Genomic DNA, 17,605 nt, shown 5'->3' with positions numbered 1-17,605 from the left:
CGGGGGAAGATCAACGATTGAAAGGAGCGATGTTATCCAGCACTGCCTGAATCACATTCAGCGCGCCTTCATGATTATTGTCATCGGTAGCGTAATGAGCGATTTGTTTAATATTTTCCGCAGCATTGCCCATCGCAAAGGAATAACGCGCCATTTTCAGCATCTCCGCATCGTTACCGCTGTCGCCAATCGCTACCACATTTTGCGGCGACAGATCCCAGCGTTTCAGTAACCGCGAAATACCGTTCGCTTTATGCAGGCCAGGTATAATCAGGTCAATAAACCCAAAACCACTGGTCACCGGTTTCATAATGCCGTCGAGTGCAATGTGCAGTTTGTCTATCACCTGTGGGATCTGTTCATCCGGCAGGTTCAGAGAAAACTTGAACAGTACGTCGTCAATGTCCTGGTAATCCTTTACAGGTTTCAGGCGATGGTAGTGTTTTGCCATCAATGCAACGAATGATTCCGGGGCATTTTCACTGATGTATGCACTTTGCAGACCACAGGCAACAAAATTCAGTTGTTTATCTTTCAATAACTCGCCAATAACAATCCGCGATTCATGTCGGGTCAGTTCGCCGTGAAAAAGCTGCTTGCCGTGTTCGTAAACCAGAGCGCCGTTTTCTGCAACAAAAGAGATTTCATCTTTTAGCTCAGGGAAGAAGGAAATGAGCTGGTAATATTGGTTACCGCTGGCGACAACGAACTCAATATCGCGATTTTTCAGTTCCTGATATTGCGCCATAAAACGCTCATGATTGTACGTTTTGGCGTCGTTTAGAAAAGTACCGTCCATGTCTGTGACGATAACTTTTACGCTCATAAGAAGTGCTCCTGGCAATGAATGCAAACCGCCACAGTGTAATAACAATGTGACGCAGGGCACAAATTTATTTCGAATGTAATTGAGCGAGAAATTGATACTGTGAATGATATAGCCCGGCGACGGTGGCCGCCGGGCGGAAGAGTTACAGCATATGTTCGGTACGGGCGATGATATCGTCCTGTGCGTCTGGAGAGAGCGCGGTGAAGAAGGCGGAATAACCTGCTACGCGCACCACCAGATCGCGGTATTGATCCGGATGTTTTTTCGCTTCCAGCAATGTTTCGCGGGAAACGATGTTGTACTGAATGTGCCAGCCTTTATGCACTTCGAAGAAGGTGCGCAGCAGGATCATCAGTTTCTGCTTGTCAGATTCGTTCTCCAGCGTCGCCGGGTTCAGTTTCTGGTTGAGCAACACACCGCCGAGAATCGCTGCGGTAGGCAGTTTACCCACTGAGCCAATAACCGCCGTTGGGCCGAGATGATCGGTACCGGAGGCCGGGCTTGCGCCTTCTGCCAGAGGGGTATGCGCTTTACGTCCGTCCGGCGTTGCCATAGTCTGCGCGCCGAATGGTACGTTGGCGGAAATAGATGATGTACCTGCGTAATAATTGCCGCCGATCGGGCCACGACCGTAGCGTGGGTTATGATACTGTTTCAGTTCGTCGATATAGGTCTGATAAGCACGAGCCAGCAGCGTATCGACGCTATCATCGTCATTGCCGTACTTCGGCGCGCCGTTAATCAGACGCTGACGCAACTGCTCGTGAGTCAGACCGTCGAAGTCTTCCGCCAGTGCGGCAGCCAGTTGTTGCTGACCAATCGCGCCCTGTTCAAATACCAGTTTCTTCACTGCCGCCAGGCTGTTGCCGAGGTTAGCAATGCCGACCTGCAGGCCAGAAACCCAGTCATATTTCGCGCCGCCTTGCTTGATACTTTTCGCTCGCTCAATACAGTCATCCACCAGCGCCGAGCAGAGAATATCGTGCACGTTCTCTTCCAGCATGGTGTCGACGACATATTCGATTTCGATTGATTTGCGGGTGTAGTAACGGATTTGCGTATCCCACGCGTCCATGACTTCATCGAAGTTGTTGAAGTTACCCGCTGACAACGCTTTTTCTTGTGGCAGGAACACTTTGCCGCTGGTGGCATCACGACCACCTTCCAGCGCCGCCAGCATCACGCGAGCGAAGTTGATAAAGCTCATGCCGGTGCAGCGATAGCCCCATTTACCGCCGACGGCGGTTTCGATACAACCAATCGCTGCGTAGTCGTAAGCGTCCTGCGGTTCAATACCGAGTTTAATAAATTCCGGAATCACGATTTCGTCGTTGTTGAACGCAGGCATCCCGAAGCCGCAGCGGATCACCTGCACACAGGCATCGAGGAAATCGTTGCTCATTCCCGCATGGTAACGCACGCTGAGGTTAGGCTGAGTCGAACGCAGGCGACCGCAAGATTCGAGGATTGCGTAAGAGAGTGGATTCACCGCGTCCATCGGCTGACCATCAACCAGATTTTGCCCGCCAATGGTGACGTTCTGATACAGCGGACTTCCCGCAGAGGCTTTTGAGTGCGAGCCGGAGCGGATCTTGTTCACTTCCAGCAGTTTCAGCCAGCAGCTATGCAGCATCTCGATAGCGTGTTCGCGATCCAGCGTCTGGTTGAGTTCAACGTCGCGGCGATAGTACGGATAGAGATACTGATCCATACGACCAAACGACACCGAGTGACCGTTAGATTCAATCTGCAAAATCAACTGGATGAAGTAGCACAGTTGCAGCGCCTGCCAGAAAGTTTGCGGCGGCTGGTGGGCGATGATGTCGCAGTTTTCTGCCATCGCCAGCAGTTCATCGCGACGACTTTCGCGGGATTCGGTGGCGGCCATTTCTCGCGCCAGAGCAGCGAAACGTTCAATGTGTTCACTGACTGCCACCAGTACGATATCAATCGCTTTCAGGAACTGCTCGCCGTGCAAATCTTCCAGCACAGTCAGGTTGATACGTGAGCGGCGCTCTGCCACTTTCTCACGCAGACCATCAAGCCCTTTTTCCAGCAGTAGCGGGAAATTGACCGCCAGGTGTGCATCGCCGGAAGTCATATTGCCTTCCGCTTTAATGATTCCGGTCGCCAGCAGACCTTTTTGCTCATCGGTAAACATGCCATAGCAGCGATCCTGTACGGTCTGACCGCGCCACCATGGGCACACTTCATGCAGAATACGTTTGTTCTCTTCGCTGACCGCAAAACCAGCACCCGGACGATCCGCCAGATCATCAATCTCTTTTTCGATCCAGGAGACGGTATATTCCGGGAAGATCGGCGCGGCGCGGACTTCACTGGCCTGGTTGCCGATGATTAACTCATCGTGTTTGATCCAGATGGTGCGATTCGCCAGGTGGTGCGCCAGCGCCAGCGCGCGACGTACCGGGATTGGCTTGTCGAGATGTTGTTGATACATCTCAGTATAGTGCTGTGCGCGCTCGGTACAGACCGGCGGTTTCACAATATGCACCAGCGCATTTTTGTGCGCTTTAATGCGGTCGCTGAGCGTGTCCAGTTTCAGTGTTGTCATGATTGTTATCCTCGTAAGGTCGCGGTTAACCCTTTCTGGCAGGCATACTGCTGGGCAAAGTCGAGCAGTTCTGGCGCATCAAGCGGTTTTTCCGGGGCGTCATAGGGCAGATTAAGTAAGTGATATTTGTTGATGCCCAGCGTGTGGTAGGGCAAGAAATGGATTTCGTTAACGTGCAATTCACTGGCGGCAAAATCGGTAATGGCTTTCACAGAGGTTTCATCGGCATTAAAGCCCTGAATCAGCGGCACGCGAATAATGATTTTTTTGCCCGCCGCCGCGAGTTTTTTCAGATTATCCAGCACTCTGGCGGCGCTGCCGTCAGTCCACTGTTTAAACGGCGCGTCGGCAACGTGTTTTAAATCGGCAAGAAACAGATCGATATAGGGCAGAGAAGGGGCGATATATTTCCACGGCACATGCAGACAGGTTTCTACCGCAGTATGAATACCGGCCTCGTGGCTGGCTTGCAGCAGCGCCGTCGCCATTTCCGGCTGCATAAACGGCTCACCACCGGAAAGCGTTAAACCGCCGCCGCTGCGATCGTAAAATGGTTTATCGCGCAGAACGGTCGCCATGATCTCCTCAACGCTTTTCGCTTCACCGCACACGGTTAATGCCTGAGTCGGACAGCAGTCGGTCAGCGCCGTCAGATGTTCAGGCGTTAACTTTTCCCTGTGAATGAGTAAACCATTCAGCGCGCGCTCAATCACTTCCGGAGCGGTTTTTGAGCATAGTTCGCAGCCTTCCAGACACAGTCGTGCGTCATACAGCAGATCTTGCGTGCGGGCGCGGCTTTCCGGGTTCTGACACCAGCGGCAGCCCAGCGAGCACCCCTTAAGGAAAACTACCGTGCGGATACCGGGACCATCGTGGGTCGAATAGCGCTGAATGTTGAAAATCATAGATGCCCCTATTTTTCGTTCAAACATTAAAATACTTTCGAATGAAAGTTAGATTGATGTGCATCAACTGTTCAGAGAGTTTTTTCGTGATAGTCTGATTTCATACAAAAGTAGATTTAGAGGATGACTATGGAACTGTATCTGGATACTTCAGACGTCGCCGCAGTGAAGACGCTGGCTCGTGTTTTTCCGTTGGCGGGTGTGACCACTAATCCAAGTATTGTGGCGGCAGGTAAGAAGCCTCTGGAAGTTTTACTTCCTGAGTTACATGAGGCGATGGGCGGACAGGGGCGTTTGTTTGCCCAGGTCATGTCTACTACTGCTGAAGGTATGGTGAACGATGCGCGTAAACTGCGTTCTATTATTGCGGATATCGTGGTTAAAGTACCTGTGACTGCAGAGGGGCTGGCAGCGATTAAGCTATTAAAAGCGGAAGGTATTCCGACGTTGGGTACGGCGGTGTATGGCGCGGCGCAAGGGCTGCTGTCGGCGCTGGCGGGGGCAGAGTATGTTGCGCCTTACGTCAACCGAATTGATGCCCAGGGCGGGAGTGGTATTCAGACTGTGACCGACTTACACCAGTTACTGAAAATGCACGCGCCACAGGCGAAAGTGCTGGCAGCCAGTTTCAAAACCCCGCGTCAGGCGCTGGACTGCTTATTGGCAGGATGCGAATCAATCACACTGCCGCTGGATGTCGCGCAACAGATGATTAGCTATCCGGCAGTTGATGCCGCTGTGGCGAAGTTTGAGCAGGACTGGCAGGGGGCGTTTGGCAGAACGTCGATTTAACCGGACTTTCTGCATCCTCATAAATTGCTGATGACGTGGCGGAGTGCACTGATGCCTGCCGCGTCTTATCAGACCTGGAAATCTGCGCCCGAACCGTAGGCCAGATAAGGCGTTCACGCCGCATCTGGCGTCAGGAGCAAATGCCTGATGCGACGCTTGCCGCATCTTATCAGGCCTGGAGCTGGCAATTAATGCCCGCACACCTCACACCCCGGATTACGCATCAGTTTCATTTCGCGAAACTGACAAGTCATCGCATCGTACATCACGATTTTCCCGCTGGCAGGTTTGCCATAACCTGCCAGCAGTTTGATCGCTTCCATTGCCTGCAATGAACCAATCACCCCAATCAACGGTGCCATTACGCCCGCTTCCACGCAGGTTAACGCGTTCTCGCCAAACAAACGGCTAAGGCAGCGATAGCACGGCTCACCGTCCTGATAAGTAAAGACCGTGATTTGCCCTTCCATACGAATTGCCGCGCCGGAAACCAGCGGCACCTTCGCGGCAAAACAGCCCGCGTTCAGTTGATTACGTACCGCAACGTTATCCGTACAGTCGAGCACCAGATTGTGTTCAGCAATCAACGCAGCCAGTTCAGCGTCATCAAGCAACGCGTTTATCGGCGTAATCGAGATATGTGGATTGATCCGCGCCAGTGCGTCACGGGCTGATTCTACCTTCGGTTGCCCGACTGTGGCATCACTGTGCAGCGTCTGGCGCTGTAAATTTGAGAGCGAAACCGTGTCGAAGTCGAGCAGCGTCAGGTTGCCGACACCGGCGCTTGCCAGATACTGCGAGGCTGCGCAGCCGAGGCCGCCCAGGCCAACTACCAGCACGCGGGAATCTTTCAATGCTTCCTGACCGTCAAAATCAAAACCACGCAGGATGATTTGCCGATTGTAGCGCAGCATCTCCTGATCGCTGAGTTCCGCCATTACAGGCCTCCGAACAACGCATTAAATGGCTCGACTTCCACCCATTCGCCCGCTTCAACATTGCCGCGATCGCGCTCCAACACGATAAAGCAGTTGCCGAGGCTAAAGGAGCTAAATATATGTGAACCCTGATGCCCGGTGGTCGTAACTTCCAGCTCGCCGTCGGCGTTGCGTTGCAGCACGCCGCGCTGGAAATCAAGACGTCCAGGGGATTTCTTCAGACGAGATGCCGTGCGTACGCGCTGGCGCGCGGGCAGGCCACTGGCGGTATTGCCGCTTAATTTGGCCAGCAAAGGTTGTACTAATTGATAGAAGGTCAGCGTCGCAGAAACCGGATTGCCCGGCAGGCCGCAGAACCAGCTATTGGAGAGTTTACCAAACGCGAACGGTTTGCCCGGTTTAATCGCCAGTTTCCAGAACGCAATTTCGCCCAGTTCTTCGAGAATGGTTTTGGTGTAATCCGCTTCACCAACCGAAACACCACCGGAACTGATCACCACATCCGCCTGGCTGTCGGCTTCAATAAATGCGGCGCGCAGGGCATGTGGATCGTCGCGAATAATCCCTAAGTTGATTACTTCACAACCCAGCTGTTCTAACATCAAATGCACCGCGAGGCGGTTGGTATCGTAAATTTGCCCATCGCCCAGAGGCTGACCGGGTAACTGCAACTCATCACCCGTGGAAAATAGCGCCACTCGCACTTTACGAATCACCGGAGCTTCGGCAATCCCTAGCGAAGCAATCACTGGCAGTTCAGCGGTAGTCAGGCGAGTACCTGCCGGAAAAACAACCGCGCCCGCAGAGATATCTTCACCGCGACGGCGAATATTTTGCCCGCTATGCACTTCAGCGGTAAAACGTACGCCATTGTCCGTTAGTTCAGTCTGTTCCTGCATGACCACTGCTTCGCAGCCTTCCGGTACTGGTGCGCCAGTCATAATGCGGATGCAGGTGCCAGCGGGCCACTCGCCATGATAAGGCTGACCGGCAAACGACTTCCCGGCAATGGGCAGCGGTTGTCCGGAGGTGATATCGGCCAAACGTACCGCGTAACCGTCCATTGCGGAGTTATCAAACCCTGGGACATCCAGCGGCGAAACCACATCGCTCGCCAGAATACGGCCAAAACACTGTACCAGTGGTAGCGTTTCCTGGGCGGTCAGTGGGGTAACGCGAGAAAGCATCTCATTAAGCGCGGTGTCGAGCGACATCAATCCGGTGGTAAATTCCATGAAAACACTCCTGCGGAGGCAAAATCGAATTTGCCTATTATGTCAGAAAAACGCCACAGACTGTATGCCACCTCGGTCGTAGAGCAGACACTCGCCTTTACATGCCATATACATCTTTCTATATTCAAAAATTGAATGAGTAATTCATAAAAATTCTGATATTTATAGCAAAAGTGGCGAGCCACCCTTAATGGACGAAGACTATGGGCAAAGCAGTCATTGCAATCCACGGCGGCGCAGGCGCAATTAGCCGCGCACAGATGAGTCTGCAACAGGAATTACGCTACATTGAGGCGCTGTCTGCCATTGTTGAAACCGGACAGCAAATGCTCGAAGCGGGCGAAAGCGCGCTGGATGTGGTGACAGAAGCGGTGCGCCTGCTGGAAGAGTGTCCGCTCTTTAACGCCGGAATTGGCGCCGTCTTTACGCGTGATGAAACGCATGAACTGGACGCCTGTCTGATGGATGGCAACACACTGAAAGCGGGGGCGGTGGCGGGCATTTGCCATCTGCGCAACCCAATTCTTGCCGCTCGTCTGGTGATGGAGCAAAGCCCGCATGTGATGATGATTGGTGAGGGGGCGGAAAACTTTGCTTTTTCTCATGGCATGGAGCGCGTCTCGCCGGAGATTTTCTCCACGCCTTTGCGTTATGAACAGCTGCTGGCGGCGCGTGAGTGTGGGGAAACCGTCCTCGACCATAGCGGCGCTCCGCTGGATGAAAAACAAAAAATGGGTACGGTGGGCGCCGTGGCGTTGGATTTACACGGCAATCTGGCGGCTGCCACGTCCACGGGCGGAATGACCAATAAATTACCCGGACGAGTGGGCGATAGTCCCTTAGTGGGTGCCGGATGCTACGCCAATAACGCCAGTGTGGCGGTTTCTTGTACTGGTACGGGCGAAGTCTTCATCCGCGCGCTGGCGGCGTATGACATCGGCGCGTTAATGGATTATGGCGGTCTAAGCCTCGCGGAAGCCTGCGAGCGGGTGGTGATGGAAAAACTCCCAGCGCTTGGCGGCAGCGGTGGCTTAATCGCTATCGACCACGAAGGTAACGTCGCACTACCGTTTAACACCGAAGGAATGTATCGCGCCTGGGGCTATGCAGGCGATACACCAACCACTGGTATCTACCGCGAAAAAGGGGACACCGTTGCCACACAGTGATGAACTTGATGCCGGTGATGTCCTGGCGGTCGATAATCTCAACATTGCCTTTATGCAGGACCAGCAGAAAGTGGCTGCGGTGCGCAATCTTTCTTTTCGGCTGCGACGCGGCGAGACGCTGGCCATTGTCGGGGAATCAGGTTCCGGTAAATCTGTCACAGCACTGGCATTGATGCGTCTATTGGAACAAGCAGGCGGTCTGGTGCAGTGCAATAAAATGCTGTTGCGGCGACGCAGTCGTGAAGTGATTGAGCTTAACGAGCAGAGTGCCAGGCAAATACAACATGTGCGCGGCGCAGATATCGCGATGATTTTTCAGGAGCCGATGACCTCGCTGAATCCGGTATTTACTGTGGGTGAGCAGATTGCCGAGTCTATCCGTTTGCATCAAAACGCCAGTCGTGAACAGGCGATGGTAGAGGCGAAGCGGATGCTGGATCAGGTTCGCATCCCGGAAGCCCAAACCATTCTTTCCCGTTATCCGCATCAACTCTCCGGCGGGATGCGCCAGCGAGTGATGATTGCAATGGCGCTGTCATGTCGCCCGGCGGTGCTGATTGCGGATGAACCGACCACCGCACTGGATGTCACCATTCAGGCGCAGATCCTGCAATTAATCAAAGTATTGCAAAAAGAGATGTCGATGGGCGTCATCTTTATTACTCACGACATGGGCGTGGTGGCGGAGATAGCCGATCGGGTGCTGGTGATGTATCAGGGCGAAGCGGTCGAAACGGGCAGCGTTGAACAGATTTTTCATGCGCCACAGCATCCTTATACCCGCGCGCTGTTGGCTGCCGTGCCGCGGTTGGGGGCGATGAAAGGGCAAGATTATCCTCGCCGTTTCCCGCTGATATCACTTGAACATCCGGCTAAACAGGAACGACCTGTCGAGCAGAAAACGGTGGTTGATGGCGACCCTGTTTTACAGGTGCGTAATCTGGTGACCCGTTTCCCTTTACGTAGTGGCTTACTGAATCGCGTTACGCGAGAAGTGCATGCGGTTGAGAAGGTCAGTTTTGATCTCTGGCCTGGCGAAACGTTGTCGCTGGTGGGAGAGTCCGGGAGTGGCAAATCAACCACCGGTAGGGCGTTGCTGCGCCTGGTTGAATCCCAGGGCGGCGAAATCATCTTCAAAGGGCAGCGAATCGATACCCTTTCACTTGGCAAACTTCAGGCATTGCGTCGCGACATCCAGTTTATTTTTCAGGACCCTTACGCCTCGCTGGACCCGCGCCAGACGGTTGGCGATTCGATTATGGAACCGCTGCGCGTACACGGTTTATTGCAAGGTGAAGAAGCTGCTGCACGCGTTGCGTGGTTGCTGGAACGCGTTGGCCTGTTACCTGAACATGCGTGGCGTTATCCCCATGAGTTTTCCGGCGGTCAGCGTCAGCGCATCTGCATTGCTCGCGCGTTGGCGTTGAATCCCAAAGTCATTATTGCCGATGAAGCTGTCTCGGCGCTGGATGTTTCTATCCGTGGGCAAATCATCAACTTGTTGCTGGATCTCCAGCGCGAGTTTGGCATCGCCTTTCTGTTTATCTCCCACGATATGGCCGTTGTAGAGCGGATTAGTCATCGTGTGGCGGTGATGTATCTTGGGCAAATCGTTGAAATTGGTCCACGGCGTGCGGTCTTTGAAAATCCGCAGCACCCTTATACACGTAAATTACTGGCGGCAGTTCCGGTCGCTGAACCGTCCCGACTACGACCGCAGCGCGTGCTGCTGTCGGATGATCTTCCCAGCAATATTCATCTGCGTGGCGAAGAAGTTGCCGCCGTCTCGTTGCAATGCGTCGGGCCAGGGCATTACGTCGCACAACCACAATCAGAGTACGCATTTTTGCGTAGATAACATTCAGGCGGAGAATAAAATGGCAAGAGCTGTACACCGTAGTGGGTTAGTGGCGCTGGGCATTGCCGCAGCGTTGATGGCACCTTGTGCATTCGCTGCCAAAGATGTGGTTGTGGCAGTGGGATCGAACTTCACTACGCTCGATCCGTATGACGCGAATGACACGTTATCTCAGGCGGTAGCGAAATCTTTTTATCAGGGACTGTTCGGTCTGGATAAAGAGATGAAACTGAAAAACGTGCTGGCGGAGAGTTATACCGTTTCCGATGACGGCCTCACTTACACCGTGAAATTGCGCGAAGGGATTAAGTTCCAGGACGGCACCGACTTTAACGCCGCAGCCGTCAAAGCGAATCTGGACCGAGCCAGCGATCCGGCAAATCATCTAAAACGCTATAACTTGTACAAAAATATTGCCAAAACTGAAGCGGTCGATCCGACAACGGTGAAGATTACGCTCAAGCAACCGTTCTCCGCGTTTATTAACATCCTCGCTCACCCGGCGACCGCGATGATTTCACCGGTGGCGCTGGAAAAATATGGCAAGGAGATTGGTTTTCACCCGGTCGGAACCGGACCGTATGAACTGGATACCTGGAACCAGACCGATTTTGTGAAGGTTAAAAAATTTGCGGGTTACTGGCAGCCAGGCTTGCCCAAACTGGACAGCATCACCTGGCGTCCGGTGGCGGACAACAATACCCGCGCGGCAATGCTGCAAACCGGTGAAGCGCAGTTTGCTTTCCCTATCCCTTATGAACAAGCTGCGCTACTGGACAAGAACAAAAATATCGAGCTGATGGCCAGCCCGTCGATTATGCAGCGTTATATCAGTATGAACGTGACGCAGAAACCATTCGATAACCCAAAAGTGCGTGAGGCACTGAATTACGCCATCAACCGTCAGGCACTGGTGAAAGTGGCCTTCGCGGGATATGCAGTTCCTGCCACTGGTGTGGTGCCACCGAGTATTGCCTACGCGCAAAGTTATAAACCGTGGCCTTACGATCCGGCTAAAGCGCGCGAACTATTAAAAGAGGCGGGATATCCCAACGGTTTCAGCACCACATTGTGGTCATCACATAATCACAGTACCGCGCAGAAAGTGCTGCAATTTACCCAGCAACAGCTAGCGCAGGTGGGGATTAAAGCCCAGGTAACGGCGATGGATGCCGGGCAGCGGGCGGCAGAAGTTGAAGGTAAAGGGCAAAAAGAGAGCGGCGTGCGAATGTTCTATACTGGCTGGTCGGCCTCGACCGGTGAAGCTGACTGGGCGCTATCGCCGCTGTTCGCCTCGCAGAACTGGCCACCGACGCTGTTTAATACTGCGTTTTACAGCAATAAGCAGGTGGATGACGAGCTTGCCCAGGCGCTGAAAACCAACGATCCGGCGGAAAAGGCGCGCTTGTATAAGGCGGCGCAGGATACCATCTGGCAAGAGTCGCCGTGGATCCCGCTGGTGGTAGAAAAACTGGTGTCGGCACACAGCAAAAAACTGAGCGGTTTTTGGATTATGCCAGACACTGGCTTTAGCTTTGAAGATGCGGATTTGCAATAAGTAGCGCAGGGAGAGGAATGCTTAATTACGTTATCAAACGCTTGCTGGGGCTGATTCCGACGCTGTTTATTGTCTCGGTGCTGGTGTTTTTGTTTGTCCATATGCTACCCGGCGACCCGGCGCGATTGATTGCCGGTCCAGAAGCCGATGCGCAGGTCATCGAACTGGTGCGTCAGCAACTGGGGCTGGATCAGCCGCTGTATCACCAGTTCTGGCACTATATCAGCAATGCCGTGCAGGGGGATTTTGGTCTGTCGATGGTGTCGCGTCGTCCGGTTGCCGAGGAGATCGCCAGCCGTTTCATGCCTACGCTGTGGTTGACCATTACCAGTATGACATGGGCGGTGCTGTTCGGCATGGCGGCGGGTATTATCGCCGCCGTCTGGCGTAACCGTTGGCCGGATCGATTAAGTATGACCATCGCAGTATCAGGGATTTCATTTCCGGCATTTGCGCTCGGAATACTGCTGATTCATGTTTTCTCTGTTGAACTGGGCTGGTTGCCTACCGTAGGTGCAGACAGTTGGCAGCATTACATATTACCTTCTCTGACGCTCGGCGCGGCGGTGGCGGCAGTGATGGCGCGTTTTACCCGCGCCTCGTTTGTTGATGTTTTAAGTGAGGATTATATGCGTACCGCGAGGGCGAAAGGGGTAAGCGAAACCTGGGTTGTCCTCAAGCATGGTTTACGCAACGCCATGATCCCTGTGGTCACCATGATGGGATTGCAGTTTGGCTTTTTGCTCGGTGGTTCCATTGTGGTGGAGAAAGTTTTCAACTGGCCCGGACTTGGACGCTTACTCGTTGACTCCGTAGAAATGCGTGATTACCCGGTGATTCAGGCAGAAATTCTGCTCTTCTCGCTGGAGTTTATTCTTATCAACTTAGTGGTGGATGTGCTTTACGCCGCCATTAACCCGGCTATCAGGTACAAGTAAGGATGCGACTATTTAACTGGCGACGTCAGGCGGTGTTAAACGCTATGCCACTGGTAAAACCTGACCAGGTACGTACACCGTGGCATGAGTTCTGGCGACGTTTTCGCCGTCAGCATATGGCGATGGCCGCCGCACTGTTCGTCATTTTGCTGATTGTGGTGGCAATTTTTGCCCGTTGGATCGCCCCCTATGATGCCGAAAATTTTTTCGATTATGACAACCTGAATAACGGCCCTTCTTTGCAACACTGGTTTGGTGTCGACTCGCTGGGGCGTGATATTTTCAGCCGTGTCCTGGTCGGCGCGCAAATCTCGCTGGCGGCGGGTGTGTTTGCTGTCTTTATTGGTGCGGCGATCGGTACGCTATTGGGTTTACTGGCGGGATATTACGAAGGCTGGTGGGACCGATTGATTATGCGTATTTGCGATGTGCTGTTTGCCTTCCCGGGTATTTTACTGGCGATTGCTGTTGTTGCGGTGTTAGGAAGCGGTATTGCCAACGTAATTATCGCAGTCGCCATCTTTTCCATTCCGGCTTTTGCCCGTCTGGTGCGCGGCAACACGCTGGTGTTGAAACAGCAAACTTTTATTGAATCGGCGCGCAGTATTGGTGCCAGCGACATGACCATCTTGTTGCGCCATATCTTGCCCGGGACTGTCTCTTCCATTGTCGTCTTTTTCACAATGCGTATTGGCACTTCGATCATCTCGGCTGCCAGCCTTTCATTTCTTGGCCTGGGGGCGCAGCCGCCGACACCAGAATGGGGGGCTATGCTCAATGAAGCGCGAGCGGATATGGTCATCGCGCCGCATGTGGCGGTTTTCCCGGCACTCGCTATCTTCCTTACCGTGCTGGCTTTCAACTTGCTGGGCGATGGTTTACGCGACGCGCTGGACCCGAAAATTAAAGCATAGCCACGGCAGAATATTGCTTAAAAATGTAATGGCGTCATAGGAAATTATTGCTATACGCAAATGTTGTAACTTTCTGCCGATTTTGTAGAATCAGGTAATTGGGTAAATATGCTGTTGTAAAAGTCTATTTATGCAGCAGGGCAGCGTACTGATAGTTATTTTGTTACGTGTATTAACATGCTTAGTTTATACGAAAAGATAAAGATAAGACTGATTATTTTATTTTTGTTGGCTACGCTGTCATTTATTGGTCTTTTTTTCATCATTAACTATCAGTTGGTATCGGAAAGGGCGGTAAAACGTGCCGATAGCCGCTTTGAACTTATTCAAAAAAACGTAGGTTATTTTTTTAAAGATATTGAGCGTTCTGCCTTAACGTTAAAGGACTCGTTGTATTTATTAAAAAACAGTGAAGAAATTAAACGTGCCGTCATTCTGAAAATGGAAATGATGCCATTTCTGGATTCGGTAGGATTGGTTCTGGATGATAATAAATATTATCTCTTTTCACGTCGGGCGAATGATAAGATCCTTGTTTACCATCAGGAAAAAGTAAATGGGCCGCTTGTCGATGAGGCAGGACGCGTCATCTTTGCCGACTTTAACCCGTCGCAGCGGCCCTGGTCGGTGGCATCAGACAACTCGGTCAGTAGTTGGAATCCGGCCTACAATTGCTTTGATCGACCAGGGAAAAAGTGTATCTCTTTTACCCTACGAATTAATGGAAAAGACCGTGACTTACTGGCGGTTGACAAAATTCATGTTGACTTAAACTGGCGCTATCTGAATGAATATCTTGATCAAATCAGTTCGACTGATGAAGTGCTGTTTTTGAAACAAGGCCATGAGATCATCGCCAAAAACCAACTCGCCCGTGAAAAACTGATTATTTATAATAGCGAAGGAAATTATAACATTATTGATTCTTTCGACACGGAATATATCGCAAGAACATCAGAAGTTCCAAATAACTCGTTGTTCGAAATATATTTTTATTATCCAACAGGTAATTTATTTAACGCATCAGATAAACTCTTTTATCTACCATTTGTATTTATTATTATCGTACTGCTGTTGGTTTACTTAATGACCACGCGTGTGTTTCGTCGACAATTTTCCGAAATGACAGAACTGGTCAATACGCTGGAGTTTTTGCCCGATTCTACTGAACAAATGCAGGCGCTGAAAATCCGTGAAGGCGATGCGAAAGAGATTATCAGCATCAAAAATTCCATAGCGGAAATGAAAGATGCCGAAATTGAACGTTCGAATAAACTGCTCTCGCTAATCTCCTACGATCAGGAGAGTGGTTTTATCAAAAACATGGCGATTATTGAATCTAATAATAGCCAATATCTGGCCGTCGGGATCATCAAACTGTGCGGACTGGAAGCCGTCGAAGCTGTGTTTGGCGTCGAGGAACGCAATAAAATCGTCAGGAAACTGTGTCAGCGAATTGCCGAGAAATATGCGCAATGCTGCGATATAGTGACATTCAATGCCGATCTCTATTTATTATTGTGCCGGGAAAATGTACAGACGTTTACCCGCAAGATAGCGATGGTAAATGATTTTGACAGCAGCTTTGGTTATCGTAATCTGCGTATACACAAATCTGCCATTTGTGAACCTTTGAAAGGTGAAAATGCCTGGAGTTATGTCGAAAAACTGAAACTGGCGATTTCCAGTATCCGTGACCATATGTTCTCTGAGTTTATTTTCTGTGATGACGCGAAACTCAACGAAATTGAAGAGAATATCTGGATTGCGCGTAATATTCGCCATGCAATGGAAATAGGCGAATTGTTTTTAGTCTATCAACCGATTGTTGATATGAAAACCAGAGACATTATCGGCGCAGAAGCATTATGCCGCTGGATCTCTGCGGAACGAGGAATAATCTCACCGCTGAAGTTTGTTACGATTGCTGAAGATATTGGGTTTATCAATGAGCTTGGCTATCAAATTATTAAAACCGCAATGCGTGAATTCAGGCATTTTAGCCAGTGTGCGACCCTGAAGGACGGTTTCTTACTGCATATTAATGTGTCACCCTGGCAGCTAAACGAACCACACTTTCATGAGCATTTTACAACTATCATGAAAGAACATGGTCTGCAGGCGAATAGTATCTGTATTGAGATCACTGAAACAGTGATCGAACGAATTAATGAACATTTTTATCTCAATATTGCACAACTGCGTAAACAAGGGGTAGGGATATCGATTGATGACTTTGGCACAGGGCTGTCAAACCTGAAACGTTTTTATGAAATTAACCCTGACAGCATAAAAGTAGATTCGCAATTTACCGGCGATATTTTCGGCACCGCGGGAAAAATTGTACGCATTATCTTCGACCTGGCACGCTATAACCAGATTCCGGTGATTGCAGAAGGTGTTGAGAGCGAAGATGTTGCGCGTGAATTAATCAAATTAGGCTGTGTTCAGGCCCAAGGGTATCTGTACCAGAAGCCTATGCCATTCTCTGCCTGGGATAAAAGTGGAAAGTTAGTAAAAGAGTAGTTTAGGTATGTCCAGAATCAATAAATTCGTACTTACAGTCAGTCTGCTGATTTTTATTATGATTTCGGCAGTTGCCTGCGGGATCTACACTCAAATGGTGAAAGAACGGGTGTATGGCCTGAAACAGTCCGTTATTGATACTGCTTTTGCGGTGGCGAATATTGCTGAATATCGGCGTAGTGTGGCAATTGATCTCATCAATACGCTAAACCCTACGGAAGAACAATTACTGGTTGGCTTACGCACAGCCTATGCCGATTCGGTTTCTCCTTCTTATTTGTATGATGTTGGACCTTATCTGATTTCCAGTGATGAGTGTATTCAGGTAAAGGAGTACGAGAATAACTATTGTACAAATATCATGCAGGTGGTTAAGTATTTGCATGTTAAGAATACGGGGTTTATCTCTTTTGACGGTAAAACCTTCGTCTATTATCTCTACCCGGTTAGCCATAATCGTAGTCTGATATTTTTGCTTGGGCTGGAGCGCTTTTCTTTACTGTCAAAATCACTGGCAATGGACAGCGATAACCTGATGTTCTCACTTTTTAAGAATGGCAAATCGGTTACTGGTGATGAATATAACGCCAAAAACGCCATCTTCACTGTTTCGGAAGCGATGGAGCACTTCTCCTATTTGCCGACAGGATTGTATGTGTTTGCCTATAAAAAAGACGTTTATTTTCAGGTATGTACGTTGATCATCTTCTTTGCCGCATTGGTGGCGGTTATATCAGGGGCCAGCTGCCTCTATCTGGTACGCAGAGTGATCAATCAGGGCATTGTTGAAAAAGAAGCCATTATTAATAACCATTTTGACCGTGTGCTGGACGGTGGGCTTTTCTTCTCGGCGGCGGATGTCAAAAAACTCTACAGTATGTATAACTCAGCGTTTCTTGACGACCTGACCAAAGCGATGGGCAGAAAATCCTTTGACGAAGACTTAAAAGCCTTGCCGGAAAAAGGCGGATATTTGTGCCTGTTTGACGTCGATAAATTCAAGAACATTAACGACACCTTCGGTCATTTGCTGGGCGATGAAGTGTTGATTAAGGTTGTGAAAATCCTTAAATCACAAATTCCGGTGGATAAAGGCAAAGTCTATCGTTTTGGCGGCGACGAATTTGCGGTGATTTATACAGGTGGAACGCTGGAAGAGTTGCTATCGATATTAAAAGAAATCGTTCATTTCCAGGTGGGAAGCATTAATTTAAGCACCAGTATCGGCGTAGCGCATTCAAATGAATGTACCACCGTTGAACGGCTGAAAATGCTGGCAGATGAGCGACTGTATAAGAGTAAGAAAAACGGCAGGGCGCAGATTAGCTGGCAATAATGTTTATTAGCCGGCCGGGAAAATAAATTTGC

13 protein-coding genes are annotated in these 17,605 nt (G+C 50.6%); 8 read left to right on the top strand and 5 right to left on the bottom strand.

What is annotated here, in order from left to right:
- Nucleotides 1-10: 10 nt before the first annotated feature.
- The 3 genes from ybiV to FEK46_RS08245 all read right to left on the bottom strand — a co-directional run bounded on the left by ybiV (nucleotide 11) and on the right by FEK46_RS08245 (nucleotide 4,309).
- Nucleotides 11-826: a sugar-phosphatase YbiV gene (gene ybiV, locus FEK46_RS08255; protein WP_130205153.1), complete on the bottom strand. Its 816-nt coding sequence runs from the start codon at nucleotides 824-826 to the stop codon at nucleotides 11-13.
- A gap of 145 nt (nucleotides 827-971) precedes the next feature.
- On the bottom strand, nucleotides 972-3,404 hold the full coding sequence (locus FEK46_RS08250) for a glycyl radical protein (RefSeq protein ID WP_135559714.1): 2,433 nt from the start codon (nucleotides 3,402-3,404) through the stop codon (nucleotides 972-974).
- Nucleotides 3,405-3,409: 5 nt separating this feature from the next.
- Nucleotides 3,410-4,309 carry a glycyl-radical enzyme activating protein gene (locus FEK46_RS08245; protein WP_131162155.1) on the bottom strand — a complete coding sequence of 300 codons (900 nt, stop codon included), beginning with the start codon at nucleotides 4,307-4,309 and terminating at the stop codon, nucleotides 3,410-3,412.
- Between the two features lie 129 nt (nucleotides 4,310-4,438).
- Between FEK46_RS08245 and fsa the strand changes: the two genes are divergently transcribed.
- Nucleotides 4,439-5,101 (top strand): fructose-6-phosphate aldolase, encoded by a 663-nt coding sequence (gene fsa / locus FEK46_RS08240; RefSeq protein ID WP_130214784.1) that lies wholly within the window; start codon nucleotides 4,439-4,441, stop codon nucleotides 5,099-5,101.
- 188 nt (nucleotides 5,102-5,289) lie between these two features.
- Here the strand turns inward: fsa and moeB are convergent, their stop codons facing one another.
- Together moeB and moeA are read right to left on the bottom strand one after the other, a co-directional pair.
- Nucleotides 5,290-6,039, bottom strand: coding sequence for a molybdopterin-synthase adenylyltransferase MoeB (gene moeB / locus FEK46_RS08235; protein ID WP_130214782.1), 750 nt, complete (start codon nucleotides 6,037-6,039; stop codon nucleotides 5,290-5,292).
- Nucleotides 6,039-7,274 (bottom strand): molybdopterin molybdotransferase MoeA, encoded by a 1,236-nt coding sequence (gene moeA / locus FEK46_RS08230; RefSeq protein ID WP_135559713.1) that lies wholly within the window; start codon nucleotides 7,272-7,274, stop codon nucleotides 6,039-6,041. Before moeA ends, moeB begins: the two co-directional genes overlap by 1 nt.
- Nucleotides 7,275-7,477: 203 nt before the next feature.
- Here moeA and iaaA point away from each other — a divergent pair, with 203 nt between their 5' ends.
- From iaaA to FEK46_RS08195, 7 genes are all read left to right on the top strand, one after another.
- Nucleotides 7,478-8,443 carry a beta-aspartyl-peptidase gene (gene iaaA, locus FEK46_RS08225; protein WP_135559712.1) on the top strand — a complete coding sequence of 322 codons (966 nt, stop codon included), beginning with the start codon at nucleotides 7,478-7,480 and terminating at the stop codon, nucleotides 8,441-8,443.
- Nucleotides 8,430-10,301, top strand: a complete 1,872-nt coding sequence (gsiA, locus tag FEK46_RS08220; protein ID WP_135559711.1) for a glutathione ABC transporter ATP-binding protein GsiA — start codon at nucleotides 8,430-8,432, stop codon at nucleotides 10,299-10,301. Before iaaA ends, gsiA begins: the two co-directional genes overlap by 14 nt.
- A gap of 19 nt (nucleotides 10,302-10,320) precedes the next feature.
- Complete coding sequence (gene gsiB / locus FEK46_RS08215) at nucleotides 10,321-11,859, top strand: glutathione ABC transporter substrate-binding protein GsiB (RefSeq protein WP_135559710.1); 1,539 nt, start codon at nucleotides 10,321-10,323, stop codon at nucleotides 11,857-11,859.
- 17 nt (nucleotides 11,860-11,876) lie between these two features.
- Complete coding sequence (gene gsiC / locus FEK46_RS08210) at nucleotides 11,877-12,797, top strand: glutathione ABC transporter permease GsiC (RefSeq protein WP_130259756.1); 921 nt, start codon at nucleotides 11,877-11,879, stop codon at nucleotides 12,795-12,797.
- Between the two features lie 2 nt (nucleotides 12,798-12,799).
- Nucleotides 12,800-13,711, top strand: coding sequence for a glutathione ABC transporter permease GsiD (gene gsiD / locus FEK46_RS08205; protein ID WP_130205171.1), 912 nt, complete (start codon nucleotides 12,800-12,802; stop codon nucleotides 13,709-13,711).
- A gap of 177 nt (nucleotides 13,712-13,888) precedes the next feature.
- Nucleotides 13,889-16,237: an EAL domain-containing protein gene (locus tag FEK46_RS08200; protein ID WP_135559709.1), complete on the top strand. Its 2,349-nt coding sequence runs from the start codon at nucleotides 13,889-13,891 to the stop codon at nucleotides 16,235-16,237.
- Between the two features lie 7 nt (nucleotides 16,238-16,244).
- Nucleotides 16,245-17,573, top strand: coding sequence for a GGDEF domain-containing protein (locus tag FEK46_RS08195; RefSeq protein WP_130205173.1), 1,329 nt, complete (start codon nucleotides 16,245-16,247; stop codon nucleotides 17,571-17,573).
- Nucleotides 17,574-17,605 lie beyond the last annotated feature (32 nt).

Origin of the sequence: Escherichia sp. E4736 (assembly GCF_005781225.1) — a bacterium.
In the GTDB taxonomy this organism is placed as follows: Bacteria; Pseudomonadota; Gammaproteobacteria; order Enterobacterales; family Enterobacteriaceae; genus Escherichia.
The sequence above is the reverse complement of the archived record's forward strand: the minus strand, read 5'-3'. Positions and strand labels throughout refer to the sequence as shown.